Here is a 26,076-nt window from a genome sequence, read left to right on the forward strand (position 1 = left end):
CCAATGACAACGAGGGCAGCGATGGCCGACGAGCGCTACGACTACATCGTGATCGGCTCCGGCAGCGCCGGTGGCGTGGTCGCGTCCCGGCTCACCGAGGATCCGCAGGTCAGCGTCCTGCTCCTCGAGGCCGGTCCGGCAGACGACGACGACATGATCCGGATGCCGCTGGGCTTCTCGACGCTGTTCAAGACCAAGTGGGACTGGAACTACGAGACGACCCCGCAGAAGCACCTCGCGGGCCGGCGCGCGTACTGGCCACGCATGAAGGCGCTCGGCGGGTGCTCCTCGATGAACGCGATGATCTACATCCGCGGCAACCACGCGGACTACGACGAGTGGCGCGATGCGTACGGTGCGACCGGTTGGGGCCACGACGACGTCCTGCCCTACTTCAAGAAGGCCGAGGACAACACCCGCCTGGGCGATCCGTTCCACGGTCAGGGCGGTCCGATCCACGTCGAGGACCGCACCTACAACCACGAGCTGAGCACCGCGTTCATCGAGGCCGGGGTCTCGGCCGGGCTGAAGCGCAACGACGACTTCAACGGCGTCGACCAGGAGGGCATCGGGTCGTACCAGGTCACCTGCCGCAAGGGCCGGCGCTGGTCGGTCGCGGACGGCTACATCCGTCCCGCTGCCGGGCGGCCCAACCTGACGATCCTCACCGAGGCCTTCGTGACCAGGATCGTCCTGGAGGGCACCCGCGCCGTCGGCGTCGCGTACGCCCGCGACGGGCAGACGTACGTCGCGCGGGCCGACGCCGAGGTCGTGCTGAGCGGTGGGGCGATCAACAGCCCGCAGCTGCTCATGCTCTCGGGCATCGGACCCGGCGCGCACCTGCGCTCGCTCGGCATCGACGTCGCGGTTGAGTCCGCGGGGGTCGGCCAGAACCTCCAGGACCACCCCGTCTCCGGCATCCTCAGCTACACCAAGGACACGACGGACGTCGCCGAGATGCTTGGCCTCGGCAACCTGGTGAAGTGGAAGGCCACGGGCAAGGGGCCGCTCAGCTCCAACGTGGCCGAGACCGGCGCGTTCTACTCCTCGCGCGACGATCTCGACCTGCCCGACATCCAGCTGCACGTCGCGCCGACCGGGTTCTACGACAACGGGATGCACGAGCCCGTGCGACGTGCCCTGACGACCGCCGTGACGCTCGTCAACGTGCAGAGCAAGGGCCACATCAGGCTCCGCTCGGCCGATCCGAGCTGGCACCCCGAGATCGAGCCCGGCTACTTCGACGACCGGGCCGACCTGGACGCGATCATCGGCGGTTACCGGACCGCGCTGGCCATCCTGCGTGAGGGGCCGATCGCCAAGTACGTCGACGAGCCGTGGCTCCCGTCCTCGGCCGAGCCGACCGACGACGAGATCATCGAGACGATCGGTGCTCTCGGCCAGACGCTCTATCACCCGGTCGGCACGTGCGCGATGGGCACGGTCGAGGGCAGCGTCGTCGGTCCCGATCTCACCGTCCACGGCGTCGAGGGCCTCCGGGTCGCCGACGCCTCCGTGATGCCGCGGGTCCCGCGCGGCAACACCAACGCCCCCACCGTCATGATCGGCGAGAAGTGCGCCGACCTCATCAAGGAGTCACGATGACCGCAACGCTCGAGAACACCACGACGAACGACGCCCCCCGCGCGACGTTCGACTCGTTCAACCCGGCCAACGGCGATCTCGTCGGCACCCACCCGATCGCGTCGGGAGCCGAGGTCGACGCGGCCGTCGCCCGGGCCCGTGAGGCCGCCGACTGGTGGGGCAACCTGTCGTTCGACGAGCGCGCGGACTTCCTGCTCACGTGGCGCAGCGTGATCACCCGTCGCATCGCGCAGCTCGCAGATCTCGCGCACCGCGAGACCGGCAAGCCGCACAGCGATGCGCAGCTCGAGATCGTCCTGGCGATCGACCACGTCGCGTGGGCCGCCAAGCACGCCAAGAAGGTCCTCGGCCCGCACCGGGTCAGCGCGGGTCTGCTGATGGCCAACCAGGCCGCGACGGTCGAGTACCGCCAGCTCGGGGTGGTCGGCGTGATCGGCCCGTGGAACTATCCGGTCTTCACGCCGATGGGCTCGATCGCGTACGCCCTCGCCGCCGGCAACACCGTGGTCTTCAAGCCGAGCGAGTACACCCCCGGCGTGGGCCAGTGGCTCGCCGACACGTTCACCGAGGTCGTCCAGGGCCGCCCCGTGCTGCAGGTCGTCACGGGGCTCGGCGAGACCGGCAACGCGCTGTGCACGGCCGCGATCGACAAGCTCGCGTTCACCGGCTCGGGCCGCACGGGCAAGAAGGTCATGGCTGCGTGCGCCGAGAACCTCACGCCGGTCATCATCGAGGCCGGCGGCAAGGACTCGTTCATCGTCGACGAGGACGCCGACATCGCCAAGGCCGCCGAGGCGGCGCTGTGGGGCGGCATGTCCAACGCGGGGCAGACCTGCATCGGCACCGAGCGGGTCTACGTCCACGAGCGGGTCTTCGACCAGTTCATGAGCGAGATCCTCGACCAGGCCAAGGGCCTGCGCGCGGGTGCCGACGCGGGCGCCAAGATCGGCCCGATCACGATGCCGTCGCAGCTCGACGTCATCCGCAGCCACGTCGAGGACGCGGTGGCCAAGGGTGCCCACGTGGCCCTCGGCGGCCCCGACGCGATCGGCGAGCGGTTCGTCCAGCCGACGATCCTCACGCACGTCCCCGAGGACTCCACCGAGATGACCGAGGAGACCTTCGGGCCCACCTTGGCGGTCAACCCGGTCAAGGACATGGACGAGGCGATCCGGCTGACCAACGCGACGTCGTACGGTCTCGCAGGCGCGGTGTTCTCCAAGAAGCGCGGCCTCGAGGTGGCCAAGCAGATCCGCTCGGGCATGACGTCGGTCAACTCGATCATCGCCTTCGCGGGCGTGCCGTCCCTGCCGTTCGGCGGGGTGGGTCAGTCGGGCTTCGGGCGCATCCACGGCCCCGAGGGGCTGAAGGAGTTCACGTACGCCAAGTCCATCACCCGGCAGCGGTTCAACCCGCCCATGCTCCTGACGTCGTTCGCCCGTGACGCCAAGACCGACGGCAAGGTCGCGCAGCTCATCACCCTGCTGCACGGAGGCAAGAAGACCCTCCGCTAGCCCACGACGGGCCGGCCCACGGGCGGACGAACGATGAGGGTTTGCGGTAGCCGCTGCTGCCCCAAGCCCTCATCGTCCGTCCCGGCCCGGCGCCGGGGGGACCGACGATGAGGGTTAGGGGCACCCCCAGCTGCCGGAAACCCTCATCGTTCGTCCCTGCCGAAACGTCTGCGGCATCGGCCATCATGGACACCATGGCGACCGACCGCACCCCTTCGACGCCCCTGTTCGGCCGCGCGGCCGAGCTCGAGCAGCTCCTGGTCGCCTCCGGCGTGCTCGCCGGGGACCCCGCGGCGGTGCTGCTCGGCGGCGACGCGGGCATCGGCAAGACCCGGCTGCTGCGTGAGCTCGCCGAGCGGGCCCGGGCGGCCGGCCATCGCGTCGTGGCCGGCCACTGCCTCGACCTCGGCGACAGCGCGATGCCCTATCAGCCGTTCGCCGAGGCGTTCGCGTCGATCGACGACGCCGAGCGAGACGAGCTCGCAGCCCGCTTCCCGGCGCTCGCCCCGCTGCTGCCGTGGCCGAGCGCCGAGCAGTCCGCCGGTGTCGATCGGTCCGAGCTGTTCGCGTCGGTCGTCGCGGGCCTCGACCTCCTGGCCGCCGAGCAGCCGCTCCTGCTGGTCATCGAGGACGCCCATTGGGCGGACGCCTCGACCCGGCACCTCATCCGGTACGCCCTGTCCTACCTGTTCACCCACCCCGTCCACGTCGTCGTGAGCTACCGCGCCGACGACCTGCACCGGCGGCACCCGCTGCGCCAGGCGATCGCCGAGTGGGCGCGGCTGCCCGCTGTGCGGCGAGTCGAGCTCAGCCCTCTCGACGACGTCGCCGTCGCCGATCTCGTCCGCGCGCGCGGTGCCTCCGACCTGGCGGGCGACGGTCTCTCGGCGGTCGTGCGCCGCGCCGCCGGCAACGCATTCTTCGCCGAGGAGCTCCTCGACGCGGGCCTGGCCGACTCCCGGGCGATGCTGCCCGAGACGCTCGCCGACCTGCTGCTGATCCGGCTCGACCGGCTCGACGACGAGGCACGCCAGGTCGTCCGGGCGGCGTCCTGCTCGGGCGGACGGGTCAGCGACCGCGTGCTGTCGCAGGTCGTGGGCCTGCCCGGCCCGGTGTTCGACGAGGCGATCCGCTCGGCGATCGACCACAAGATCATGACCCAGGTCGACGGCGACGCGTACGCGTTCCGGCACGCGCTGCTCGCCGAGGCGGTCCGCGACGACCTGCTGCCCGGTGAGCGCCGCCGCATCAACCATGCCTATCTCGACGTGCTCACCGCCGACGGGTCGCACGGGTCCGCGGCGGAGATCTCGATGCACGCCGCTGCCGCCGGCGAGCTCACGCGGGCGTTCGTCGCCAGCGTCGAGGCGGGGGAGTCGGCCGTACGCCTGTCGGGCTACGACGAGGCCGCGCGGCACTACGAGCAGGCGCTCGACCTGCTCGGGTCCGCACCCGAGGGCACGGACGTCATCGGCCTGCTTGTGGCCGCCGCGGACTCGTGGATGACGTCGGGACACCTGCTCCGCGCGCTCGCCCTGCTCAACGAGCACCTCGAGGCGCTGCCCGCCGCCACCTCGGCCGAGGACCGGGCCCGGCTGATGATCCCGATCGGCACGATGGCGCTGATCGCCGAGCGCGACGCCGAGTCCGCACGTGTCAGCCAGGAGGTGCTCGAGGTGGTCGGGCCGGAGCGCACGGTGCTGCGGGCGCGGGCCGAGGCGCTGCGGACCGCGGTGCTCGCCGACGCGTGGCGCGACGACGAGGCCCTCGAGCTCGGCGAGCACGCGGTCGCGATGGCCGAGGACCTCGGCGCGAACGACATCGTCGCCGAGGTCACCGTGACGCTCGCGCGAGTGCTGTCGCGCACGGGCGGCAGCGATCTGGACAAGTCGCGGCAACGCTACGACGAGCTGATCGAGAGCTCCCGCAAGGACGGCAACGTCCTCGGCGAGCTGCGCGGCCTGCACAACCTCGCCTTCGTCCTGCTCAACGCCGGCGACCTCGACGCCGCCGAGGCCGCCTTCCGTGCGGCCATGGCGCGCGCCCAGGCCACCGGCCGGACGTGGGCCCCCTACGGCTTCGACGGCAAGGCCTTCGCCGGGGTGATCTGCTACATCCGTGGTCGCTGGGACGAGGCGCTCGCCCTGCAGGACGTGGGCACGGGTGCGCCCCTGCTCGCCGACGCGATCCTCACAGGTGAGGCGCTCATGGTCGCCGCGGGGCGTGGGGAGGTCGACGCGCTGGTCGAGGAGCCGCGACTGCGAGGGGTCTGGGAGCGTGACATCGCCCTGGCCGTGCACAGCGGTGCCGCGCTGATCGATCTGCACGGCGACAGCGGCAACCTCGACGCGGCCCGTGCCGTGCGCCGTGACGTCGCCGAGATCATCGAGCGGGTCTGGGACGGTCACCTGTTCATGGCGCACGTACGCCTCGGCGCCCTCGTCGTGGGACAGATGGCGACCGCCGCGGCCGATCTCGCCCGCTCCGAGCACGCGGATCTGCTCGAAGAGGCCGCGGGCCTCGAGGCCCTGGCCGCGGAGGTCGCGCAGGCCAATCCGACGATGGGGCCCGAGGGTCACGCCTGGCGGTTGCGCCTCACCGCCGAGGCCGCGCGGCTGCGCTGGGTGACCGGCATTGACGCGCCGTCCGCCGACGAGCTCGAGCGGGCCTGGCGCGACGCGGTCGCGGCGTTCGCAGCGTTCGGGCAGCCGTTCGAAGAGGCTCGGTCGGCGACCCGGCTGGCGGCGCTGCTCCTGGCGACCGGACGCGACGAGGAGGCGCGCTCGTGCCTCGCCGCGGCACGCGAGACCGCACGCTCCCTCGGCGCCAAGCCGCTGCTGGCCGAGATCGCTGCGCTCGGCGGCAAGGCACGTTCGGAGGTCGAGCTCACCCCTCGCGAGCTGGAGGTGCTGCAGCAGGTGTCAGCGGGACGCAGCAACGGTGAGATCGGCTCCCGGCTGTTCATCAGCACCAAGACCGTCTCGGTCCACGTGTCCAACATCCTCGCCAAGCTCGGGGCGGCCGGGCGCACGGAGGCCGCGGCGATCGCCCGCCGCAAGGGCCTGCTCGACTGAGGCCGGTCCGCGGCCGGCGCCCACGTATCCTGAGCGGGTGACTTTCTCCCGCTTCGTCGCCCTCGGCGACTCGTTCACCGAGGGCGTCGGCGATCCCGACAACACTCGACCCAATGGCGTGCGCGGCTGGGCCGACCGCGTCGCCGAGGTGCTGAAGGGCGACGACTTCGCCTACGCCAACCTCGCGATCCGCGGCCGCAAGCTCCTGCAGATCGTCGCCGAGCAGATCGACCCGGCGATCGCGATGCAGCCCGATCTGGTGACGATCTACGCAGGTGCCAACGACGTGCTCCGGCCCCGGGTCGACATCGACCGGCTCATGCAGTCGTACGACCACGCGATCGGCCGGCTCACCGAGACCGGCGCGCGGGTCGTCATGTTCACGGCGTACGACCCGGGTGACGCGCCGATCTTCGGCGCCCTGCGGGGACGCTTCGCGATCTACAACGAGCTGGTCCGCGAGGTCGCAGACCGGCACGGGACCACGCTCGTCGACTTCTGGCGCCTCGGCGACTACCGCGACGACCGGCTCTGGGACGTCGACCGCATGCACATGTCGAGCGCGGGTCACCAACGGATGGCCATCGCGGTGCTCGACACGCTGGGGATCGAGCACGACCTGCGTCCGCTCGAGCTGACCGAGCGTCCGGTGCTCACGGGCCGGGACCGCCGCGCCGCCAACGTCGATTGGGTCAAGGCGTACGCCGCCCCCTGGGTCAAGCGGCGCCTGACCGGCACCTCCTCGGGCGACAACCTGAGCCCCCGCTGGCCCGCGCTCGCACCGGTCACGGCCGGCTGACGTCGTCATGGTCCGTCTGCCGCGGCTCGGCCCCAAGCTCGCGCCTCCGCCGACGGACCTCGACGACGACTCGATGGAGCGGCTGGACCAGTTCATCCGCATGACGGGCGACCAGGACGTCGTCAGCACCCGCAGGCTGCTGTGGCTCGCCGTGGTGTTCGCGGGACCGTTGCAGCTCAAGGACGACAGCCGGCCGCGCTCCACCGGCGAGGTCGTCGTGCTGCGACCGCACACCGTCGTGATGACTCCGCAGCGGCTCGTGGGCGTCGCGAAGGTCAACTACTACCTGACCCGGCTCGACGCGGGCGAGAGCATCAAGGCGGCCCGGGTCTACGACGTGGGGCAGGGGCACGGCTGGTGGCACCTCGACGGCCTGCACCGCCTGTTGGCCGCGCGCATCATGGGCCAGAGCCTCGAGGCCAAGGTCTGGCGCTGACCGACCGTCCCTCCCCGCCCACGTCCCACCCCGCCCCGATTTGCGGACTTCTGCACGCAATCCGGGCTCAAAAAGGTGCAGGAGTCCGCAAATCTGGGCGGGGGTCAGTCGTCGCGGGGGGTGAGGGCGTCGCGGACCGGGATCAGCTTGGCGTTGGACTCCGCGAGCTCGTCGGCGGGCACGGAGTCCGCGACGATGCCGCAGCCCGCGAAGAGTCGGACGGTGCGCCCGTCGTCCTCGACCTGGGCCGCCCGCAGCCCGATGCCCCACTCGCCGTCGCCCCGGGCGTCGATCCAGCCGACCGGGCCGGCGTAGCGGCCGCGGTCGAGCAGCTCGATCTGCTCGATCAGGCGCACCGCCGCGTCGGTGGGGGTGCCACCGACCGCCGCGGACGGGTGGAGGGACGCCGCCAGGGTCAGCGCGCTCGCGCCGTTCCGCATCACGCCGGTGACGTCGGTGGCCAGGTGCATGACGTTGGGCAGGTGCAGCACGAAGGGCGTCTCCGGCACGTTCATGCTCGTGCAGTGCGGGGCGAGCGCGTCGGCGACCGATCGCACCGCGTACTCGTGCTCCTCGAGGTCCTTGCTCGAGCGCGCGAGCGATCCCGCGAGGGCCAGGTCGTGCGCATCGTCCCCGGTGCGGCGAATCGTGCCGGCCAGCACCCGCGAGGTCACCAGCCCGCGCTCGAGCCGGACCAGCATCTCCGGTGTCGAGCCGAAGAAGCCGTCGACGTGGAACGTCCAGCAGCTCGGGTACTCGGCGGCGAGCCGGCTCAGTGGCGAGCGGACGTCGAGCGGCTCGTCGACCGTCGCGATCAGGTCACGGGCGAGGACGACCTTGTCCAGGTCGCCCGCGACGATGCGGCGCACGGCCTCGGCCACGAGGCCCTGCCACGTCAGGCTGTCGACCGGCCCGTCCGCGAACGCCGTGCCGACCGGGTCGCGCGGGGCGCTCGTCGGGGCGATCGGCGGCACCGCGCTGATCGAGGTGTCGATCACGGTGACCCAGGTGACGCCGTCGCGCCGACCCACGACGACCTCGGGCACGACGAGCACGCTGCCCTCGGCGTCGTCGGTGAACGTGAACGAGCCGAAGGCGACCAGGCCCGAGCCCGGGACGTCGACGTCGTCGCGCACGACCGCGTGGGAGGCCAGCTCGCTCCACCACGTCGCCGCATGGGTGAACCGGTCGGCGCCGGAGGTGCGCAGCTCGGCGGCGCGACCCCAGCCCACGAGCCCGTCACCTGCGTGGACCCACGCGAACGCATCGTCCTCGGGCAGGAGCGCGAGCAGCTCTCCGGGGTCGGCGATCGGTGCCGATCGGACCAGGAGGGGTCCGATGACGTCGGCCAGGACGGGGTTGCTCACAATCCATGAGCGTACTCGTGGGATGGTGGGCAGGTGAGCCGAGCCGGTCTGGACAAGGAGCCCCACGACGTCGCGAAGATGTTCGACAAGGTGGCCAAGAAGTACGACCTGACCAACGACGTGCTGTCGATGGGGCAGGACCGCCGTTGGCGCAAGCGCGTCGTCGACCTGCTGGCACCGCAGCCCGGCGAGGTGATCCTGGACCTCGCGGCCGGCACCGGCACCTCGAGCCAGCCGTTCGCGGACGCGGGCGCGACCGTCGTGCCGTGCGACTTCTCCTTCGGGATGCTCGAGGTCGGCAAGCAGGCCCGCCCGCACCTGCCGTTCACCGCCGGCGACGGCATGCTGCTGCCGTTCGGCGACGAGACCTTCGACGCGGTCACGATCTCGTTCGGCCTGCGCAACATCGTCGACCCGATCGAGGGCCTGCGGGAGCTGCGGCGCGTGACCCGGCCCGGCGGCCGCATCGTGATCTGCGAGTTCAGCACCCCCACCTGGGGTCCCTTCGACGCGGTCTACACCAACTACCTCATGCGGGCCCTGCCCCCCGTGGCGCGGGCGGTCTCGTCGAACCCCGAGTCGTACGTCTACCTCGCCGAGTCCATCCGCGCGTGGCCGGATCAGAAGGGCCTCGCCCTGCGCATGGTCGAGGCCGGCTGGGGCCGGGTCGAGTGGCACAACCTCTCCGGCGGGATCGTCGCGCTGCACCGCTCCACCAAGCCCTGAGAGCTTCCTCGCAGCGAGTTAGTGTGACCTAAGTTACAACTGACATTCCTCGGGCGTAGGGTGAGACCCTGATCACGTTGTGAAGCAATTCACAAGCACGCGATCACAGGTTCCACGCTCAGCTGAGTTCCGGGAGGTGTCGTGACGGCTTACACGCCGATCCTCGTGCTGGGTGGGCTCGCCGCCCTCTTCGCGATCGGCAGCATCGCGATCGCGCCGCTGACCGGCCCCAAGCGCTACAACCGCGCCAAGCTGGACCGCTACGAGTCGGGCATCGAGCCCAGTCCGCTGCCCGAGGGCGGCGGCAAGGTGTCGATCCGCTACTTCATCATCGCGATGCTGTTCATCGTCTTCGACATCGAGATCATCTTCCTCTACCCGTTCGCGGTCGCCTTCGACGCGCTCGGCTGGTTCGGCCTGATCGAGATGTTCTTGTTCATGGCGACGGTGTTCATCGCCTACGCCTACGTCTGGCGCCGTGGAGGACTCGAATGGGACTAGAAGAGAAGCTGCCGTCGGGGGTCCTGCTCTCGACCGTCGAAGGACTGGCCGGCTACATGCGCAAGGCCTCGTTCTGGCCGGCGACGTTCGGTCTCGCGTGCTGCGCGATCGAGATGATGACCTTCGGTGCCCCGCGCTTTGACTCCGCGCGCTTCGGCATGGAGGTCTTCCGCCCCTCGCCGCGCCAGGCCGACCTGATGATCGTGGCGGGCCGGGTCAGCAACAAGATGGCCCCCGTCCTGCGCCAGATCTACGACCAGATGGCCGGCCCCAAGTACGTCCTCGCGATGGGCGTGTGCGCGAGCTCGGGCGGCATGTTCAACAACTACGCGATCGTCCAGGGCGTCGACCACGTCGTCCCGGTCGACATGTACCTCCCGGGGTGCCCGCCGCGTCCGGAGATGCTGATCGACGCGATCCTCAAGCTGCACGACCAGATCCAGCACCAGAAGCTCGGTGCCAACCGGCTGGCCGAGATCAAGCAGGAGGAGCGCACCGCGCTGCTCGCGACGCCCACCTCCGCGATGAAGGGCCTCATGCGATGACGGGTGAGCAGCGATGACCGATCCGAAGGGCGACCGGGACGCACGTGACGCGGGCACCGAGACCCAGGACGGCTCGCACGAGACACGTGACGAGCTGGTCCGGGCCGGCACGACGCAGCTCGAGGTCGTGGAGATCCGCGAGGGCGCATTCGGTGCGCACGGCACGGGCGACACCAGCGGCTTCGGCGGGCTGACCCGCCCGGTCGTGATGCCCGGCGCCAGCCAGAAGCCGTACGGCGGCTGGTTCGACGAGGTCGCCGAGCGTCTCGAGGCCGGCACCGGGCTCGGCGACGCGATCGAGAAGGTCGTGGTCGACCGCGGGGAGATCACCTTCCACATCCGCCGCCAGCTGCTGCTGGAGACGGTGACCCACCTGCGCAACGATCCCGTGCTGCGGTTCGAGTTCTGCTCCAGCGTCAGCGGGGTGCACTTCCCGCACGAGACCGGGCGCGAGATGCACGTGGCGTACCACCTGCTCTCGATGACCCACAACCGCCGGATCCGGCTCGAGGTCACCGCGCCCGAAGAGGATCCGCACGTGCCCAGCGTGGTCAGCATCTACCCGACCGCGGACTGGCAGGAGCGGGAGACCTGGGACATGTTCGGGATCATCTTCGACGGCCACCCCGCGCTGACCCGCATCCTCATGCCCGACGACTGGCCGGGCCACCCGCAGCGCAAGGACTACCCCTTGGGCGGCATCCCGGTCGAGTACAAGGGCGGGACCGTGCCGCCGCCGGACCAGCGCAGGAGCTACTCATGAGCGCCACCACCGATCCGTACGCCGGCACGACCGAGTCGGCCGAGGGCCCGGTCTTCACCGTCACCGGACAGGACTGGGACACGATCGACGCCACGGCGGTCGAGGGCGACCGGCTCGTGATCAACATGGGTCCGCAGCACCCCTCGACCCACGGTGTGCTCCGCCTGATCCTCGAGATCGACGGCGAGACGGTGCGCGACGCCCGCGCGGGCATCGGCTACCTGCACACCGGCATCGAGAAGAACATGGAGTACCGCACCTGGACGCAGGGCGTGACGTTCTGCACCCGCATGGACTACGTGGCCCCGTTCTCCAACGAGGCGGCGTACGTCATGGCGGTCGAGCGGCTGCTGGGCATCGAGGCGCCCGAGAAGGCGCAGACGATGCGGGTCCTGCTGCTCGAGCTCAACCGGATCTCCTCGCACCTCGTGTGCCTCGCGACCGGCGGCATGGAGATCGGCGCGCTGACCGTCATGACCTGCGGCTTCCGCGATCGCGAGCTCATCCTCGACCTGTTCGAGATGATCACCGGGCTGCGCATGAACCACGCCTTCTTCCGCCCCGGCGGTGTCGCGCAGGACCTCCCCGAGGGTGCGATCGACAAGCTCCGCTCGACCGTGGCGCTGCTGCGCAAGCGGCTGCCCGAGTACGCCGCGCTCTGCAACGCCAACCCGATCTTCAAGGGCCGCCTGAAGGGCGTCGGACACCTCGAGCTCGCCGGCTGCCTGGCCCTCGGACTGACCGGGCCGGTCCTCCGCTCGACCGGGTACGACTGGGACCTGCGCAAGAAGCAGCCCTACTGGGGCTACGACACGTACGACTTCGAGGTCGTCACCCGCAACGAGCCCGACGCCTACGGACGGTTCCGCATCCGCCTGGACGAGATGTGGGAGAGCCTGCGGATCGTCGACCAGGCCATCGACCGGCTCGCCGGCATGGAGGGCATGCCGGTCATGGTCGCGGACAAGAAGATCGCCTGGCCCGCGCAGCTCAGCGTCGGCGCGGACGGACAGGGCAACTCCGCCGAGCACATCAAGCACATCATGGGCGAGTCGATGGAAGCGCTCATCCACCACTTCAAGATCGTGACCGAGGGCTTCCGGGTCCCGGCCGGCCAGGCGTACGCCGCGATCGAGGCGCCGCGCGGCGAGATCGGCTGCCACCTGGTGTCCGACGGCGGCACCCGCCCCTACCGGGCGCACTTCCGCGATCCCTCGTTCGTCAACCTGCAGGGCACGTCCGTGATGAGCGAGGGCGGCATGCTCTCGGACGTGATCGTCGCGGTCGCCAGCATCGACCCCGTGATGGGAGGTGTCGACCGATGAGCCTGTCCGACACGACGCTCGCGGAGCTGCGCGAGCTGGCGGGCCGCTATCCGCAGGCCCGCAGCGCGCTGCTGCCGATGCTGCACCTGGTCCAGTCCGCCGAGGGCAGCGTCACCAACGAGGGCATCGAGGTGTGCGCCGCGATCCTCGGCATCAGCGCCGCCGAGGTCTCGGGCGTCGCGACGTTCTACACGATGTACAAGCGCCGGCCGATGGGCGAGCACCACGTGGGGGTCTGCACCAACACGTTGTGCGCCGTGATGGGCGGCGACCTGATCTTCGAGCGGCTCAAGGGCCATCTCGACGTCGGCAACGACGAGACGACCGACGACGGGCGGGTCACGCTCGAGCACATCGAGTGCAATGCCGCGTGCGACTTCGCGCCCGTGGTCACGGTCAACTGGGAGTTCTTCGACAACCAGACCCCCGAGTCCGCGGTCCAGCTCGTGGACCGGCTTCGCGCGGGCGAGCCGGTCCAGGCCACCCGCGGCGCGACCATCACGAGCTGGCGCGAGGCCGAGCGCGTGATCGCCGGCTTCGAGGACGGCCTCGTCGACGAGGGACCCACCGCCGCCGGGGCGTCCCTCGCGGGCTTCGAGATCGCGCAGGCCAACGGGTGGTCGGCGCCGGACGTCGGCGAGACCTCGGGGTCGGGGAGCGACGGGACGGCCGACACCAAGGCCGGTGCGGCCGCGCAGGCGGACACCTCGCGCGCCGAGACCGAGACCGTGATCGAGCAATCGCCCGCGCACACCGCAGAGGAGGGCAAGGATGACTGACACGCTCACACCGGTGCTCACGGCCGACTGGGGCACCGACCGCGCCTGGACGCTCGACGCGTACCGCAGCGCAGGTGGCTACCAGGCACTCGACAAGGCCTTGAAGATGCAGCCCGCCGAGGTCGTGGAGATGGTCAAGGAGTCCGGCCTGCGCGGTCGCGGCGGCGCAGGCTTCCCGACCGGGATGAAGTGGAGCTTCATCCCGCAGGACAACCCCAAGCCGAAGTACCTCGTCGTCAACGCGGACGAGTCCGAGCCGGGCACCTGCAAGGACATCCCGTTCATGATGGCCACGCCGCACACCCTCATCGAGGGGGTCATCATCGCGGCGCACGCGATCAACGCCAAGCAGGCGTTCATCTACGTCCGCGGCGAGGTGCTGCACGTGATCCGCCGCCTGCGTGCCGCGTGCCGCGAGGCGTACGAGGCCGGCTACCTCGGCCGCGACATCCTCGGCAGCGGCGTCGACGTCGACCTGGTCATCCACGCGGGCGCGGGGGCGTACATCTGCGGTGAGGAGACGGCGCTGCTCGACTCGCTCGAGGGCCGCCGGGGCCAGCCCCGCCTGCGTCCGCCGTTCCCCGCGGTCGAGGGCCTCTACGCGAGCCCGACCGTCATCAACAACGTCGAGTCGATCGCCTCGGTGCCCTCGATCATCCGCGGCGGCCACGAGTGGTTCGCCTCGATGGGCACCGAGAAGTCCAAGGGCTACGTCATCTACTCGCTGTCCGGGCACGTCAAGAAGCCCGGACAGTACGAGGCACCGCTCGGCATCACGCTGCGCACTCTCATCGAGCTCGGGGGTGGCATGCGCGAGGGGAGCGAGCTCAAGTTCTGGACCCCCGGCGGGTCCTCCACGCCGCTGCTGACCGCCGAGCACCTCGACATGCCGCTGGACTACGAGTCGGTCGGCGCCGCGGGGTCGATGCTCGGGACGCGCGCCCTGCAGGTCTTCGACCAGACCACCTCGGTCGTGCGCTGCGTCCTGCGCTGGACCGAGTTCTACAAGCACGAGTCGTGCGGCAAGTGCACGCCGTGCCGCGAGGGCACGTGGTGGCTCGTGCAGACCCTGCAGCGCCTCGACGAGGGCCAGGGCCGCGAGGGTGACATCGAGCTGCTGCTGGACCTGTGCGACAACATCCTCGGCCGGTCGTTCTGCGCGCTGGGCGACGGTGCGACCAGCCCCATCACGTCCGCGATCCAGCACTTCCGCGACGAGTTCGAGGCCGGCATGCACACCCCGTCGCGCGAGCTGTTCCCCCCGGCGGCGTCCACCCTGTTCGCCCAGGAGGTGACGGCATGACCGTCCAAGAGGCCCCCGCCGGATCGGCCGGCGAGACTCCGGTCGAGCTCGTCACCCTGACGATCGACGACGTCGAGGTCAGCGTCCCCAAGGGCACGCTCGTGATCCGCGCCGCCGAGCTGATCGGCACCGAGATCCCGCGGTTCTGCGACCACCCGTTGCTCGACCCGGTCGGCGCGTGCCGGCAGTGCCTCGTCGACATCACCGACGCGGGCAACGGCCGCGGCTTCCCCAAGCCGCAGGCGTCCTGCACGATCGAGGTCGCCGCCGGCATGGTCGTCAAGACCCAGGTCACGTCGCCGGTCGCCGAGAAGGCGCAGCGCGGTACGATGGAGCTGCTGCTCATCAACCACCCGCTGGACTGCCCGGTCTGCGACAAGGGCGGTGAGTGCCCGCTGCAGAACCAGGCGATGACGCACGGCCAGGGCGAGTCCCGGTTCACCGAGACCAAGCGGACGTTCCCCAAGCCGGTCAAGGTGTCCGAGCAGGTGCTGCTCGATCGCGAGCGCTGCGTCCTGTGCGCCCGCTGCACCCGGTTCTCCGAGCAGATCGCCGGCGATCCGTTCATCGCGCTGATCGAGCGCGGCGCCCGCCAGCAGGTGGGCATCTACGAGAAGGAGCCCTTCAGCTCCTACTTCTCGGGCAACACGATCCAGATCTGCCCCGTCGGAGCCCTGACGAGTGCGGACTACCGCTTCCGCTCGCGCCCGTTCGACCTGGTCTCGACGCCCTCGGTCGCCGAGCACGATGCGAGCGGCTCCGCGATCCGGGTGGACCACCGGCGCGGCAAGGTCATGCGCCGCCTCGCGGGTGACGACCCCGAGGTCAACGAGGAGTGGATCACCGACAAGGACCGGTTCGCGTTCACGTACGCGACGCAGGGTGACCGCCTCACGACCCCGCTCGTCCGCGGTGCCGACGGCGAGCTCGAGCCCGCCTCGTGGCCCGCGGCCCTCGCGATCGCCGCCCGCGGCCTCGCCGCAGCGAACGGCCGGGTCGGGGTCCTGCCCGGGGGCCGGCTCACCGCCGAGGACGCCTTCGCCTACAGCAAGTTCGCCCGTACGGTCCTCGGCACCAACGACATCGACTTCCGCGCCCGCGCACACTCGGCAGAGGAGGCCGCGTTCCTGGCCTCGCACGTCGCCGCGACCCAGCTGGTCGTCCGTTTCGCGGACCTCGAGCGGGCCTCGACGGTCGTCCTGGCCGGCCTCGAGCCCGAGGACGAGAACGGCAGCATCTTCCTGCGGCTGCGCAAGGGAGCCCGTCAGCACGGCGTCACGGTCGTCTCGATCGCAAGCCACACGACACGTGGCCTCGCCAAGATGTCCGGTGAGCTGATCCGCACGGTCCCCGGCGACGAGCCGGCCGCCCTCGCGGCGCTCGACCTGCCGCAGGGGTCCGTCATCCTGGTCGGCGAACGGCTGGCCTCGGTGCCCGGCGGACTGTCCGCGGCTGCTGCTGCGGCCGCCCGCACCGGCGCCCGCCTCGCGTGGGTCCCGCGCCGTGCGGGCGACCGTGGTGCGGTCGAGACCGGGTGCCTGCCCCATCTGCTGCCCGGCGGCCGTCCGCTCGAGGACGCCGAGGCACGCACCGATCTGGCGGTCGCCTGGGGCGTCACCTCGATCCCCTCGACGCCCGGACGCGACACCTCGCAGGTGCTCGCCGATGCCCAGCGCGGCGACGTCAAGGCCCTGCTGGTCGGCGGCGTCGAGATCGACGACCTGCCCGACCCCGCGACGGCCCGCGCAGGACTCGCCGCCGCCGACTTCGTGGTCAGCCTCGAGGTGCGGCACAGCGACGTGACGGCCGTGGCCGACGTGGTCCTGCCGGTCGCCCCGATGGTCGAGCGGCCCGGCATGTTCGTCAACTGGGAGGGCCGTGCGCGAACGTTCGACGCGGTGCTCCACGCGCCGGGCTCGCTCACCGACATCCGCGTGCTGGCCGGGATCGCCGAGGAGATGGGCCGGCCCCTGGGCTTCCGCACCGTCGCAGCCGCCCGGCAGGCCATGACCGAGCTGGGCCCGTGGGACGGCGCCCGCGCGGCGACCCCCACGGTCGAGCCGAGCCGTTCGGCACCCGATCCCCGCACGGTCGTGCTCGACACCTGGCGGCTCCTCGTCGACGACGCCCGCGGCCAGGACGGCCAGGACGCGTTCAAGGCCACGGCCCGTCCGGCGGTGCTGCGGGCCAGCGAGGTCACGCTCAAGGCCTTCGACGTCGAGCCCGGGGGACCGGCAACGCTGTCGACCGCGGTCGGCAGCGTGACTCTCCCGACCCAGGTCGCAGACCTGCCCGACGGCGTCGTGTGGGCGCCGTCCAACTCCGGCGTCAGCCTCCGTGCCGCCCTCGGCGCGGGCTACGCCGACCGGGTCACCCTGTCGCCCGCCCCGACCGACGGAGCCCCGTCATGAGCGATCTGTTCGGGAACGAGCCGTTCTGGGTGATCGCGCTCAAGGCGGTGCTGATCTTCGTCTTCCTGCTCGTCTACACGCTGTTCAACATCTGGTTCGAGCGCCGCGTCGTGGCCAGGATGCAGCACCGCATCGGCCCCAACGTCAACGGCCCGTTCGGCCTGCTGCAGAGCCTGGCCGACGGCGTCAAGCTCGCGCTGAAGGAGGACATCGTCGTCAAGGCGGCCGACAAGGTCGTCTACATCCTGGCGCCGATCCTCGCCACGATCCCGGCCTTCCTGGCCTGGGCGGTCATCCCGTTCGGCCCCGAGGTGACGATCCCGTTCACCGACACCAAGACCGTGCTGCAGCTGACCGACCTGCCGGTCGCGGTGCTGTACGTCCTCGCGGTGACCTCGATCGGCGTCTACGGCATCGTGCTGGCGGGCTGGGCGTCCGGCTCGATCTACGCCCTCCTCGGCGGTCTGCGCTCGAGCGCCCAGGTCATCTCGTACGAGGTCGCGATGGGTCTGTCGTTCGTGTCGGTCTTCATGTACGCGGGCTCGATGTCCACCTCGGAGATCGTCGCGGCGCAGGACGACCTCTGGTACTTCATCCCGCTCTTCCCCTCGTTCGTCATCTACTGCATCGCGATGGTCGGCGAGACCAACCGCGCTCCGTTCGACCTCCCCGAGGCCGAGGGCGAGCTGGTCGGCGGCTTCCACACCGAGTACTCCTCGCTGAAGTTCGCGCTGTTCTTCCTGGCCGAGTACGTCAACATGGTCACGGTCTCCGCGCTGGCCACCACGCTGTTCCTGGGCGGTTGGCGGGCCCCGTTCGGCATCGGACAGATCAACGACGGCTACTTCAACACCGGCTACTGGCCGCTGCTGTGGTTCTTCGGCAAGACGCTGTTCTTCATCTTCTTGTTCGTCTGGCTCCGCGGCACCCTGCCCCGCATGCGCTACGACCAGTTCATGAGCTTCGGCTGGAAGATCCTCATCCCGGTCTCCCTGGTCTGGATCATCGCCGTCGCGTTCATCCGCAAGCTCAAGAGCGAGGACATGCTCGACCAGCGCACGTTGCTGATCGTGGCGGCCGTCGCGGGCGTGGTGATCGTCGCGTCGATGTTCATCCCCGAGGGCAAGCCCGAGCCGGAGCCCGAGCCCGAGGAGTGGGACGCCTTCGCCGGCGGCTACCCCGTGCCGCCCATGCCCGGCCAGGACACCGACACCACCGCCGCTTCGACCGAGAGGACCTCGTCATGAGCTCCCCGAAAGAGACGATCCTGGACCCGGTCGCCGGTTTCGGCGTCACGTTCCGGACGATGTTCAAGAAGACCGTCACCGAGCAGTACCCGTTCGAGAAGGTGCCGACCGCACCGCGCTTCCACGGTCGTCACCAGCTCAACCGCTGGCCCGACGGTCTGGAGAAGTGCATCGGTTGCGAGCTGTGCGCGTGGGCCTGCCCCGCGGACGCGATCTACGTCGAGGGTGCGTCCAACACCGAGGGCGACCGGCACAGCCCGGGCGAGCGCTACGGGCGGGTCTACCAGATCAACTACCTGCGCTGCATCCTGTGCGGCCTGTGCATCGAGGCGTGCCCGACCCGCGCCCTGACCATGACCAACGAGTACGAGCTGGCCGACAACAACCGCGAGGACCTCATCTACGAGAAGAGCGATCTGCTCGCCCCGCTGCTCCCCGGCATGGTCGAGCCGCCGCACGAGATGATGATCAGCGACGACCACCACGACTACTACCGCGGCAAGACCCTGCCGATCGTGGAGGTCTCGTGACGACGTTCTGGCTGCTCGCGCCGATCATGGTGATCGCCGCCCTGGGCCTGCTGTTCGCCCGCAAGGCCGTGCACGCGGCGCTCGCGCTCGCGGTCGTGATGATCAGCCTCGCGATCCTGTACGCCGCGCAGGGCGCACCGTTCCTGTTCGCGGTGCAGATCATCGTCTACACCGGCGCGATCATGATGCTGTTCCTGTTCGTGCTGATGCTGGTGGGCGTCGAGACCTCCGAGGCCGTCCGGGAGACGATCTCGGGGCAGCGCCTCGCCGCGATCGTCATCGGTCTGCTCTTCGGCGTGACCGCGGTGCTCGCGATCGGGCAGACCGTGACCGGCACCGTCGTCGGCCTCGACCGCGCCAATGCGAACGGCAACCCGTACGGGCTGGCCGACCTGCTCTTCGGCAAGTACGTCCTGGCGTTCGAGTTCACGAGCGCCCTGCTCATCACTGCGGCTCTCGGCGCGATGGTGCTGGCCCACAAGGAGCGGCTCACCAAGCGGCAGACGCAGGCCGACATCGCGGCCCGCCGCATGCGCGAGTACGCCGAGACCGGACGCCACCCCGGCAACGCTCCGACACCCGGCGTCTTCGCTCGGCACAACGCGGTCGACACCCCGGCCCTCCTGCCCGACGGCACGCCGCTGGACGCATCGGTGTCACCGAGCATCGCCGAGCGCGGCCAGGTCCGCAGCGGCTTCTCGGACGACGTCGCCCGGACGGCCGACCAGCTCGAGCACGAGGACGATCCCGATTCGTCCGGCTCCGGCTTGGGAGGACCGAAGTGAACGAGTACATCACCTTGTCGCTGATCCTCTTCACGATCGGCGCGGTGGGCGTCCTGATCCGGCGCAACGCGATCATCGTCTTCATGTGCATCGAGCTCATGCTCAACGCGACCAACCTTGCGTTCGTGAGCTTCTCGCGCCAGCACGGCAACCTGGACGGGCAGGTGGCCGCCTTCTTCGTGATGGTCGTCGCCGCGGCCGAGGTCGTCGTCGGGCTGTCCATCATCGTGTCCATCTACCGCACGCGGCGCTCGACCTCGGTCGACGACGCGAGCCTGCTGAAGTCGTAGGGGGAGCACGATGTTCGATCTTCAGTGGCTGCTCATCGCCATCCCACTGGCCAGCGGCGCCCTGCTCCTGGTCTGGGGCAAGGAGTCCGACCGGTTCGGCCACCTCATCGGGACGGCCGCGTCGGCCGCCTCGTTCCTGTTCGGTGCGGTGCTCTTCGCGTCCCTGCTGGGCAAGGACGCCGAGGACCGCTCGCAGTCCACGTCGCTGTTCACGTGGATGGACACCGGGACGTTCCACGTCGAGATGGGCTTCACGTTCGACCAGCTCTCGGGCCTGTTCGTCCTGCTGATCACCGGCGTGGGCACCCTGATCCACGTCTACTCGATCGGCTACATGGAGCACGACCCGCGGCGACGCCGGTTCTTCGCGTACCTCAACATCTTCATCGCCGCGATGCTCACGCTCGTGCTCGCGAGCGACTACCTCGTGCTGTTCCTCGGCTGGGAGGGCGTCGGCCTCGCGTCGTACCTGCTCATCGGCTTCTGGCAGCACAAGCCGTCCGCGGCCGCAGCGGCCAAGAAGGCGTTCGTGGTCAACCGTGTCGGTGACATCGGCATGGCGCTCGCGATCATGCTGATGTTCGCGCAGTTCGGCACCACGGCGATCCACGCCGTCAACGCCGCCGCACCGGGAGCCGGCGACGGGGTCGCGACCGCGCTGGGCCTGCTGCTGCTGCTCGGGGCGTGCGGCAAGTCCGCCCAGGTGCCGCTGCAGAGCTGGCTGCTCGACGCGATGGAGGGCCCGACCCCGGTCTCGGCCCTGATCCACGCGGCGACCATGGTCACCGCGGGCGTCTACCTCGTCGTCCGCAGCGGCGGAGTGTTCGACTCCTCGGAGGTGGCGCGCACCGCGGTCATGATCGTCGGCCTCGTCACGCTGCTGGCCGGCGCGTGGATCGGCTGCGCCAAGGACGACATCAAGAAGGCGCTTGCCGGCTCCACCATGAGTCAGATCGGCTACATGATGCTCTCGGCCGGACTCGGCCCGGCGGGCTATCCGTTCGCGATCTTCCACCTCATCACGCACGGCTTCTTCAAGGCCAACATGTTCCTCGGGGCCGGATCGGTCATGCACGGCATGGACGACGACGTCGACATGCGCCACTACGGCGCGCTGCGCAAGGCCATGCCGGTCACGTTCGTGACGTTCGCGCTCGGCTACCTCGCGATCATCGGCTTCCCGGGGTTCTCGGGATTCTGGTCCAAGGACAAGATCATCGAGACCGCATTCGGCGAGAACGTCTGGGTGGGCCTCGGCGCACTGCTGGGCGCCGGCGTCACCGCGTTCTACATGACCCGCCTCATGATGATGACCTTCTTCGGCGACAAGCGGTGGAAGGAGGGCGTCCACCCGCACGAGTCGCCCAAGGTCATGACCGTCCCGCTCATCGCCCTCGGTGCCCTGTCCCTGCTGGGCGGCCTGCTGCTGCTCGGTGACTGGATCGTGGACTGGCTCGAGCCCGTGGTGGGGCACGGTGAGCACGAGGAGCTCGCGATCCCCGCGATCGCCCTCACGGCGATCATCACCCTCGTCGCTGCCTCGGGCGTCGCACTCGGCTTCCTCACCTACGGCCGCAAGCCGATCGCGGGGGAGACACCCCCCGACGCCGACGTGTCGATCTGGGCCCGCGCCGGCCGCCACGAGCTCTACGGCAACGAGGTCAACGACGCGGTCGTGGTCCGCCCGATGCGCCACCTCACCCGGTTCCTGGTGTGGTTCGACGGCCGGGGCATCGACGGCTTCGTCACGGGTGTGGCCGACCGGCTCGGTGACACCTCGCAGTTCCTTCGCAAGCCGCAGACCGGCTACGTCCGTTCCTATGCCCTCACGATGTTCGGTGGCGTCGCCATCCTCGTCCTGTGCCTCCTGGCGGTGACCCTCGCATGATCCTGACGATCCTGGCCGCGACCCCGATCGCGGGCGCGCTGATCCTTGCGCTCCTGCCCCGTGAGTCCGGCTCGCAGCTGCGGGCCAAGACGATCGCCCTCGCCGTCTCGCTGATCACCCTCGCGCTGGCGCTCGTCGCCCTCGCGCAGTTCGACCCCGAGTCCGGTGGCTACCAGCTGACCAGCACCCACGAGTGGATCAGCGCCTTCGGCGCGCACTACGCGGTCGGCGTCAACGGCATCGGCATCACGCTGATCCTGCTGACGACGATCCTGACCCCGATCGTCCTGCTGGCCGCGATCGGCGACCGGCTGCCCGATCCGCGCAGCACCAACGCGTACCTCGCGTGGATGCTGGCGGTCGAGGGCCTCGCGATCGGGGCCTTCTCCGCGACCGACGCGTTCTTGTTCTACGTCCTGTTCGAGGCCACGCTCATCCCGCTGTACTTCCTCATCGGCTCGTTCGGCGGTCCCCACCGCTCGTACGCCGCCGTGAAGTTCTTGATCTACAACCTCGTGGGCGGCCTGCTGATGCTGGCCTCGATCGTGGGCCTGTACGTGGTCAGCTCGCGCCAGGGCGATGCGTCGTACCTGCTCGCGGACCTGCAGGGGCTCGATCTCGGCCAGACGACCGAGCGGCTGCTGTTCCTCGGCTTCATGGCCGCGTTCGCGATCAAGGCGCCGCTGTTCCCGCTGCACACGTGGCTGCCCGACGCGGCCGGCCAGGCGACCCCCGGCACCTCGGTGCTGATGGTGAGCGTGGTCGACAAGATCGGCACGTTCGGCATGATCATCTGGTGCGTGGGGCTGTTCCCCGAGGCCGCGGACTGGGCCAGCCCGGTGATCATCGTCCTGGCCGTCATCAGCATCATCTACGGTGCGCTGCTCGCGATCGGGCAGGACGACATCCGGCGCCTCATCGCGTTCACCTCGGTGTCGCACTTCGGCTTCATCATCCTCGGCATCTTCGCCTTCACGACGACGTCGATGGCCGGCGCGACCCTCTACATGTTCAACCACGGACTCTCGACCGCGGCGCTGTTCCTGGTCACCGGCATCATGATCGCCCGCCGTGGGTCGGCCCGGATCGGTGACTTCGGCGGCGTCCAGAAGATCGCGCCGATCCTTTCCGGAGTCCTGCTCATCGCCGGCTTGTCGAGCCTGTCGCTGCCCGGCCTGGCCCCGTTCGTCTCGGAGTTCCTGGTCCTGGCGGGGACGTTCACGCGCTCGATCCCGGCGGCCGCGGTGGCCACGCTCGGCATCGTGCTGGCCGCGCTCTACATCCTGATCATGTACCAGCGCACGATGACCGGGCCGCTCCAGCCCGGCAGCGAGGGCGTCACGGACCTCGAGCCGCGCGAGATCGCGGCCCTGACCCCGGCGATCGTGCTGATCGTGGCCCTGGGCTTCTTCCCCCAGCCGATGCTCAACGCGATCTCGCCGGCCATCGACACGGTCATGAGCAACGTCGGCAAGGGTGATCCTCCGCCGAGGACGCCCACGACCATCGACACATCCGCCGAGGAAGAGGGAGGTCACTGATGCGGAACCTCATCACCGCGACGGACCTGCCCCCGATCGCGGCACCCGAGATCGAGTACGCGCTGCTCGGCCCGTTGTTCATCATCGCCGGCGTGGCCGTGGTGGGAGTCCTCGTCGAGGCCTTCTGCGCCCGCCCGGCCCGGTTCATGACCCAGGTCGTCCTCGCCGTTGTCGGCATCGTCGCCGCCCTGGCGGACACCGTCTGGGTCTACACCGATCTCGACACGGTCGAGTCCGGGCTCGTCGCCCGCGGCAAGGTCGCCGCCGAGGGCGCGCTCTCGATCGACGGCCCCGGCGTCTTCGCGTGGGGCATCCTGCTGCTGTTCGCCCTGCTGAGCATGCTGCTGTTCGCCGAGCGCCGGCTAGAGGGCGGGCTGAGCGCATTCACCGGCCGTGCGGCGGACGCCCCAGGCTCGGCGTCCGAGGCCGAGGCGGTCAAGCTGCGGGTCGAGCACACCGAGGTCTTCCCTCTCGCGATGTTCGCGCTGGTCGGCATGATGCTGTTCGCGACCGCGAACGACCTGCTGACGATGTTCGTGGCGCTGGAGGTGCTGTCCCTGCCGCTGTACCTGCTGTGCGGGCTGGCCCGCCGGCGGCGGCTGCTCAGCCAGGAGGCCGCGCTCAAGTACTTCCTGCTCGGTGCGTTCTCGTCGGTCTTCTTCCTCTACGGCATCGCGCTGGCATACGGCTACTCCGGCAGCTTCGAGCTGTCCGCGATCGACACCGCGGTCTCGAGCCGCGCCGGCAGCGAGAACATGCTGCTCGCGGCGATCGCGCTCATCGCGGTCGGCCTGCTGTTCAAGATCGGCGCGGCCCCGTTCCACACGTGGACGCCCGACGTCTACCAGGGCGCGCCGACGCCCGTCACGGCGTTCATGGCCGCGGGCACCAAGGCGGCGGCGTTCCTGGCCCTCCTGCGGGTCTTCTTCGTCGCGTTCGGCGGCTCGCAGTGGGACTGGCGTCCCACGATCGTCGCGATCGCGATCATCACGATGTTCCTCGGAGCCGTCGTGTCGATCTCGCAGACCGACGTCAAGCGGATGCTCGCGTACTCCTCGATCGCGCACGCGGGCTTCCTGCTCGTGGGCTTCGTCGGGGCGTACGCGGGCGTGGCCTCGGCCGACCGCATCACGTCGGTCTCGAGCGTGCTGTTCTACCTCGCGGTCTACGGGGTGTCCTCGATCGGCGCGTTCGCGGTCGTGACGCTCGTGCGTGACTCCGGTGGCGAGACCACCCACCTGTCGAGGTGGGCCGGCCTCGGCCGGACGTCGCCATGGCTCGCGGGGGCGTTCGCCCTCTTCATGCTGTCGTTCGCGGGCATCCCGCTCACTGGCGGCTTCATCGGCAAGTGGGGCGTGTTCAGCGCGGCGTACGCCGGAGGGTTCTGGTGGCTGGTCGTGATCGGCGTGCTGGTGAGCGCGCTGGCGGCGTACTTCTACGTGCGGGTCATCGTGCTGATGTTCTTCACCGACCCGGTCGGGGACGGGCCGACGGTCGCAGTCCCGAGCGCGCTGACGAGCGCTGTGATCGTCGTGGCTGCGGTCGCCACAGTGGGACTCGGTATCATTCCGGGACCGGTGCTGGATCTTGCGCAGCATGCGGGCGCCTTCGTGCGTTGACCATTTCGCGGGACTGTTTGTGCTAGGAGCTGTGCGTGTCCACTCTGGGTGTCTCGTTCACCGACGCCGCATTCGAGGCACGCGTGCTCGCGGGCGTCGAGGAGGTCGAGCGACAGCTGCGGGCTGCCGTCGACAGCCCCGACCGGCTCGTCGCCGAGGCGGCCGCCCACCTGCTCAACGCGGGCGGCAAGCGCTTCCGCCCGCTGCTGGTGCTGCTCGCGGCCGAGTTCGGTGAGTCGTCCCGGGCGGACGTCGCACGGTCGGCCGTGGTCGTCGAGCTGACCCACCTCGCGACGCTCTACCACGACGACGTCATGGACGAGGCCGACGTGCGGCGCGGGGCGCCCAGCGCCAACGCCCGGTGGGGCAACTCGGTCGCGATCCTCGTGGGCGACTACCTGTTCGCGCAGGCCTCCGACCTGGTCTCCGATCTCGGCACCGAAGCGGTGCGCATCCAGGCGCGCACGTTCTCGCGGCTGGTCCAGGGCCAGATCCGCGAGACGATCGGCCCGGCCGACGACGAGGACGCGCTGGCGCACTATCTCGCGGTCGTCGCGGACAAGACCGGCTCGCTCATCGCGACCGCGGCGCTGTTCGGCTCCAAGATGGCCGGCGCACCGGCAGACGTCCAGGAGACGCTGACCGAGTTCGGTGAGCGCATCGGTGCCGCATTCCAGCTCGCGGACGACATCATCGACGTGGCCAGCGAGACCGGCGACTCGGGCAAGACGCCCGGCACCGACCTGCGTGAGGGCGTCCCGACCCTGCCGACCCTCATCGCGCTGCGCTCGACCGATCCCGGCAGCGAGCGGCTCCGGACGCTTCTCGGCCGGCCCCTCACCGACGACGCCGAGCACGCCGAGGCGCTCGCGCTGCTGCGGGCCCACCCCGCGATGGCCGAGGCCCGCTCGTACGTCCGCGCCGAGGCGGACGCCGCCGGCGTCCTGCTCGCCAAGCTGCCCGACTCGTCGGCCCGCTCGGCGCTCCAGGAGCTGTGCGACACGGTCGTGACCCGCGTCGGCTGAGGC

22 protein-coding genes are annotated in these 26,076 nt (G+C 70.2%); 21 read left to right on the forward strand and 1 reads right to left on the reverse strand.

The genetic code is table 11. The features are described 5' to 3' along the window. Positions 1 to 21: 21 nt before the first annotated feature. The 5 genes from GEV27_RS02680 to GEV27_RS02700 all read left to right on the forward strand — a co-directional run bounded on the left by GEV27_RS02680 (position 22) and on the right by GEV27_RS02700 (position 7,428). Positions 22 to 1,605, forward strand: a complete 1,584-nt coding sequence (locus tag GEV27_RS02680) for a GMC family oxidoreductase (protein WP_153933400.1) — start codon at positions 22 to 24, stop codon at positions 1,603 to 1,605. Continuing rightward, a complete protein-coding gene (locus GEV27_RS02685; RefSeq protein ID WP_153909963.1) occupies positions 1,602 to 3,119 on the forward strand; it encodes an aldehyde dehydrogenase family protein in 1,518 nt (505 codons plus the stop codon). Before GEV27_RS02680 ends, GEV27_RS02685 begins: the two co-directional genes overlap by 4 nt. A gap of 194 nt (positions 3,120 to 3,313) precedes the next feature. After that, entirely contained in the window at positions 3,314 to 6,193 is a 2,880-nt protein-coding gene (locus GEV27_RS02690) for a helix-turn-helix transcriptional regulator (protein ID WP_194839891.1), read from the forward strand. Positions 6,194 to 6,230: 37 nt separating this feature from the next. Then, complete coding sequence (locus GEV27_RS02695) at positions 6,231 to 6,992, forward strand: SGNH/GDSL hydrolase family protein (RefSeq protein ID WP_309221995.1); 762 nt, start codon at positions 6,231 to 6,233, stop codon at positions 6,990 to 6,992. Positions 6,993 to 6,999: 7 nt separating this feature from the next. After that, the gene (locus GEV27_RS02700; protein WP_153909965.1) at positions 7,000 to 7,428 is read left to right on the forward strand and encodes a hypothetical protein; all 429 of its coding nucleotides are present in this window, start codon (positions 7,000 to 7,002) and stop codon (positions 7,426 to 7,428) included. A gap of 104 nt (positions 7,429 to 7,532) precedes the next feature. Here the strand turns inward: GEV27_RS02700 and GEV27_RS02705 are convergent, their stop codons facing one another. Further along, complete coding sequence (locus GEV27_RS02705) at positions 7,533 to 8,795, reverse strand: isochorismate synthase (protein ID WP_309221996.1); 1,263 nt, start codon at positions 8,793 to 8,795, stop codon at positions 7,533 to 7,535. Positions 8,796 to 8,828: 33 nt separating this feature from the next. On the opposite strand from GEV27_RS02705, the gene GEV27_RS02710 reads away from it, so the two are divergent. The 16 genes from GEV27_RS02710 to GEV27_RS02785 all read left to right on the forward strand — a co-directional run bounded on the left by GEV27_RS02710 (position 8,829) and on the right by GEV27_RS02785 (position 26,073). After that, the gene (locus GEV27_RS02710; protein ID WP_153654511.1) at positions 8,829 to 9,521 is read left to right on the forward strand and encodes a demethylmenaquinone methyltransferase; all 693 of its coding nucleotides are present in this window, start codon (positions 8,829 to 8,831) and stop codon (positions 9,519 to 9,521) included. 141 nt (positions 9,522 to 9,662) lie between these two features. After that, the gene (locus GEV27_RS02715; protein ID WP_153654510.1) at positions 9,663 to 10,022 is read left to right on the forward strand and encodes an NADH-quinone oxidoreductase subunit A; all 360 of its coding nucleotides are present in this window, start codon (positions 9,663 to 9,665) and stop codon (positions 10,020 to 10,022) included. Continuing rightward, positions 10,013 to 10,567 (forward strand): NADH-quinone oxidoreductase subunit B family protein, encoded by a 555-nt coding sequence (locus GEV27_RS02720; protein WP_153654509.1) that lies wholly within the window; start codon positions 10,013 to 10,015, stop codon positions 10,565 to 10,567. Before GEV27_RS02715 ends, GEV27_RS02720 begins: the two co-directional genes overlap by 10 nt. Before the next feature lie 13 nt (positions 10,568 to 10,580). Beyond that, positions 10,581 to 11,330, forward strand: a complete 750-nt coding sequence (locus GEV27_RS02725) for an NADH-quinone oxidoreductase subunit C (RefSeq protein WP_153654508.1) — start codon at positions 10,581 to 10,583, stop codon at positions 11,328 to 11,330. Further along, positions 11,327 to 12,655 (forward strand): NADH-quinone oxidoreductase subunit D, encoded by a 1,329-nt coding sequence (locus GEV27_RS02730; protein ID WP_153909967.1) that lies wholly within the window; start codon positions 11,327 to 11,329, stop codon positions 12,653 to 12,655. The genes GEV27_RS02725 and GEV27_RS02730 overlap by 4 nt, the downstream gene beginning before the upstream one ends. After that, positions 12,652 to 13,434 (forward strand): NADH-quinone oxidoreductase subunit NuoE, encoded by a 783-nt coding sequence (gene nuoE, locus GEV27_RS02735; protein WP_153909968.1) that lies wholly within the window; start codon positions 12,652 to 12,654, stop codon positions 13,432 to 13,434. The genes GEV27_RS02730 and nuoE overlap by 4 nt, the downstream gene beginning before the upstream one ends. Beyond that, positions 13,427 to 14,737: an NADH-quinone oxidoreductase subunit NuoF gene (nuoF, locus tag GEV27_RS02740; RefSeq protein ID WP_153909969.1), complete on the forward strand. Its 1,311-nt coding sequence runs from the start codon at positions 13,427 to 13,429 to the stop codon at positions 14,735 to 14,737. Before nuoE ends, nuoF begins: the two co-directional genes overlap by 8 nt. After that, positions 14,734 to 17,148 carry an NADH-quinone oxidoreductase subunit G gene (locus tag GEV27_RS02745; protein WP_153933402.1) on the forward strand — a complete coding sequence of 805 codons (2,415 nt, stop codon included), beginning with the start codon at positions 14,734 to 14,736 and terminating at the stop codon, positions 17,146 to 17,148. Before nuoF ends, GEV27_RS02745 begins: the two co-directional genes overlap by 4 nt. Beyond that, positions 17,145 to 18,395, forward strand: coding sequence for an NADH-quinone oxidoreductase subunit NuoH (nuoH, locus tag GEV27_RS02750; RefSeq protein ID WP_153654503.1), 1,251 nt, complete (start codon positions 17,145 to 17,147; stop codon positions 18,393 to 18,395). The genes GEV27_RS02745 and nuoH overlap by 4 nt, the downstream gene beginning before the upstream one ends. Then, positions 18,392 to 18,925, forward strand: coding sequence for an NADH-quinone oxidoreductase subunit NuoI (gene nuoI, locus GEV27_RS02755; protein ID WP_153654502.1), 534 nt, complete (start codon positions 18,392 to 18,394; stop codon positions 18,923 to 18,925). Before nuoH ends, nuoI begins: the two co-directional genes overlap by 4 nt. Then, positions 18,922 to 19,710 carry an NADH-quinone oxidoreductase subunit J gene (locus GEV27_RS02760; protein WP_153654501.1) on the forward strand — a complete coding sequence of 263 codons (789 nt, stop codon included), beginning with the start codon at positions 18,922 to 18,924 and terminating at the stop codon, positions 19,708 to 19,710. Before nuoI ends, GEV27_RS02760 begins: the two co-directional genes overlap by 4 nt. Further along, positions 19,707 to 20,000 (forward strand): NADH-quinone oxidoreductase subunit NuoK, encoded by a 294-nt coding sequence (gene nuoK / locus GEV27_RS02765; RefSeq protein ID WP_153654500.1) that lies wholly within the window; start codon positions 19,707 to 19,709, stop codon positions 19,998 to 20,000. The genes GEV27_RS02760 and nuoK overlap by 4 nt, the downstream gene beginning before the upstream one ends. A 10-nt stretch (positions 20,001 to 20,010) precedes the next feature. Further along, complete coding sequence (gene nuoL / locus GEV27_RS02770) at positions 20,011 to 21,888, forward strand: NADH-quinone oxidoreductase subunit L (protein WP_153933403.1); 1,878 nt, start codon at positions 20,011 to 20,013, stop codon at positions 21,886 to 21,888. Next, the gene (locus tag GEV27_RS02775) at positions 21,885 to 23,429 is read left to right on the forward strand and encodes an NADH-quinone oxidoreductase subunit M (RefSeq protein ID WP_153654498.1); all 1,545 of its coding nucleotides are present in this window, start codon (positions 21,885 to 21,887) and stop codon (positions 23,427 to 23,429) included. The genes nuoL and GEV27_RS02775 overlap by 4 nt, the downstream gene beginning before the upstream one ends. Then, positions 23,429 to 25,048, forward strand: a complete 1,620-nt coding sequence (gene nuoN, locus GEV27_RS02780) for an NADH-quinone oxidoreductase subunit NuoN (RefSeq protein WP_153933404.1) — start codon at positions 23,429 to 23,431, stop codon at positions 25,046 to 25,048. The genes GEV27_RS02775 and nuoN overlap by 1 nt, the downstream gene beginning before the upstream one ends. 35 nt (positions 25,049 to 25,083) lie before the next feature. Beyond that, positions 25,084 to 26,073: a polyprenyl synthetase family protein gene (locus GEV27_RS02785; protein ID WP_153654496.1), complete on the forward strand. Its 990-nt coding sequence runs from the start codon at positions 25,084 to 25,086 to the stop codon at positions 26,071 to 26,073. Positions 26,074 to 26,076: the final 3 nt, after the last annotated feature.

Source organism: Aeromicrobium sp. S22, assembly GCF_009661045.1.
In the GTDB taxonomy this organism is placed as follows: domain Bacteria; phylum Actinomycetota; class Actinomycetes; order Propionibacteriales; family Nocardioidaceae; genus Aeromicrobium; species Aeromicrobium yanjiei.

Coding starts and splice junctions, on each gene's coding strand:
- GEV27_RS02680 (WP_153933400.1), top strand. CDS start 22: ATGGCCGACGAGCGCTACGACTACATCGTGATCGGCTCCGGCAGCGCC.
- GEV27_RS02685 (WP_153909963.1), top strand. CDS start 1,602: ATGACCGCAACGCTCGAGAACACCACGACGAACGACGCCCCCCGCGCG.
- GEV27_RS02690 (WP_194839891.1), top strand. CDS start 3,314: ATGGCGACCGACCGCACCCCTTCGACGCCCCTGTTCGGCCGCGCGGCC.
- GEV27_RS02700 (WP_153909965.1), top strand. CDS start 7,000: ATGGTCCGTCTGCCGCGGCTCGGCCCCAAGCTCGCGCCTCCGCCGACG.
- GEV27_RS02720 (WP_153654509.1), top strand. CDS start 10,013: ATGGGACTAGAAGAGAAGCTGCCGTCGGGGGTCCTGCTCTCGACCGTC.
- GEV27_RS02725 (WP_153654508.1), top strand. CDS start 10,581: ATGACCGATCCGAAGGGCGACCGGGACGCACGTGACGCGGGCACCGAG.
- GEV27_RS02730 (WP_153909967.1), top strand. CDS start 11,327: ATGAGCGCCACCACCGATCCGTACGCCGGCACGACCGAGTCGGCCGAG.
- nuoE (WP_153909968.1), top strand. CDS start 12,652: ATGAGCCTGTCCGACACGACGCTCGCGGAGCTGCGCGAGCTGGCGGGC.
- nuoF (WP_153909969.1), top strand. CDS start 13,427: ATGACTGACACGCTCACACCGGTGCTCACGGCCGACTGGGGCACCGAC.
- GEV27_RS02745 (WP_153933402.1), top strand. CDS start 14,734: ATGACCGTCCAAGAGGCCCCCGCCGGATCGGCCGGCGAGACTCCGGTC.
- nuoH (WP_153654503.1), top strand. CDS start 17,145: ATGAGCGATCTGTTCGGGAACGAGCCGTTCTGGGTGATCGCGCTCAAG.
- nuoI (WP_153654502.1), top strand. CDS start 18,392: ATGAGCTCCCCGAAAGAGACGATCCTGGACCCGGTCGCCGGTTTCGGC.
- nuoL (WP_153933403.1), top strand. CDS start 20,011: ATGTTCGATCTTCAGTGGCTGCTCATCGCCATCCCACTGGCCAGCGGC.
- GEV27_RS02775 (WP_153654498.1), top strand. CDS start 21,885: ATGATCCTGACGATCCTGGCCGCGACCCCGATCGCGGGCGCGCTGATC.
- nuoN (WP_153933404.1), top strand. CDS start 23,429: ATGCGGAACCTCATCACCGCGACGGACCTGCCCCCGATCGCGGCACCC.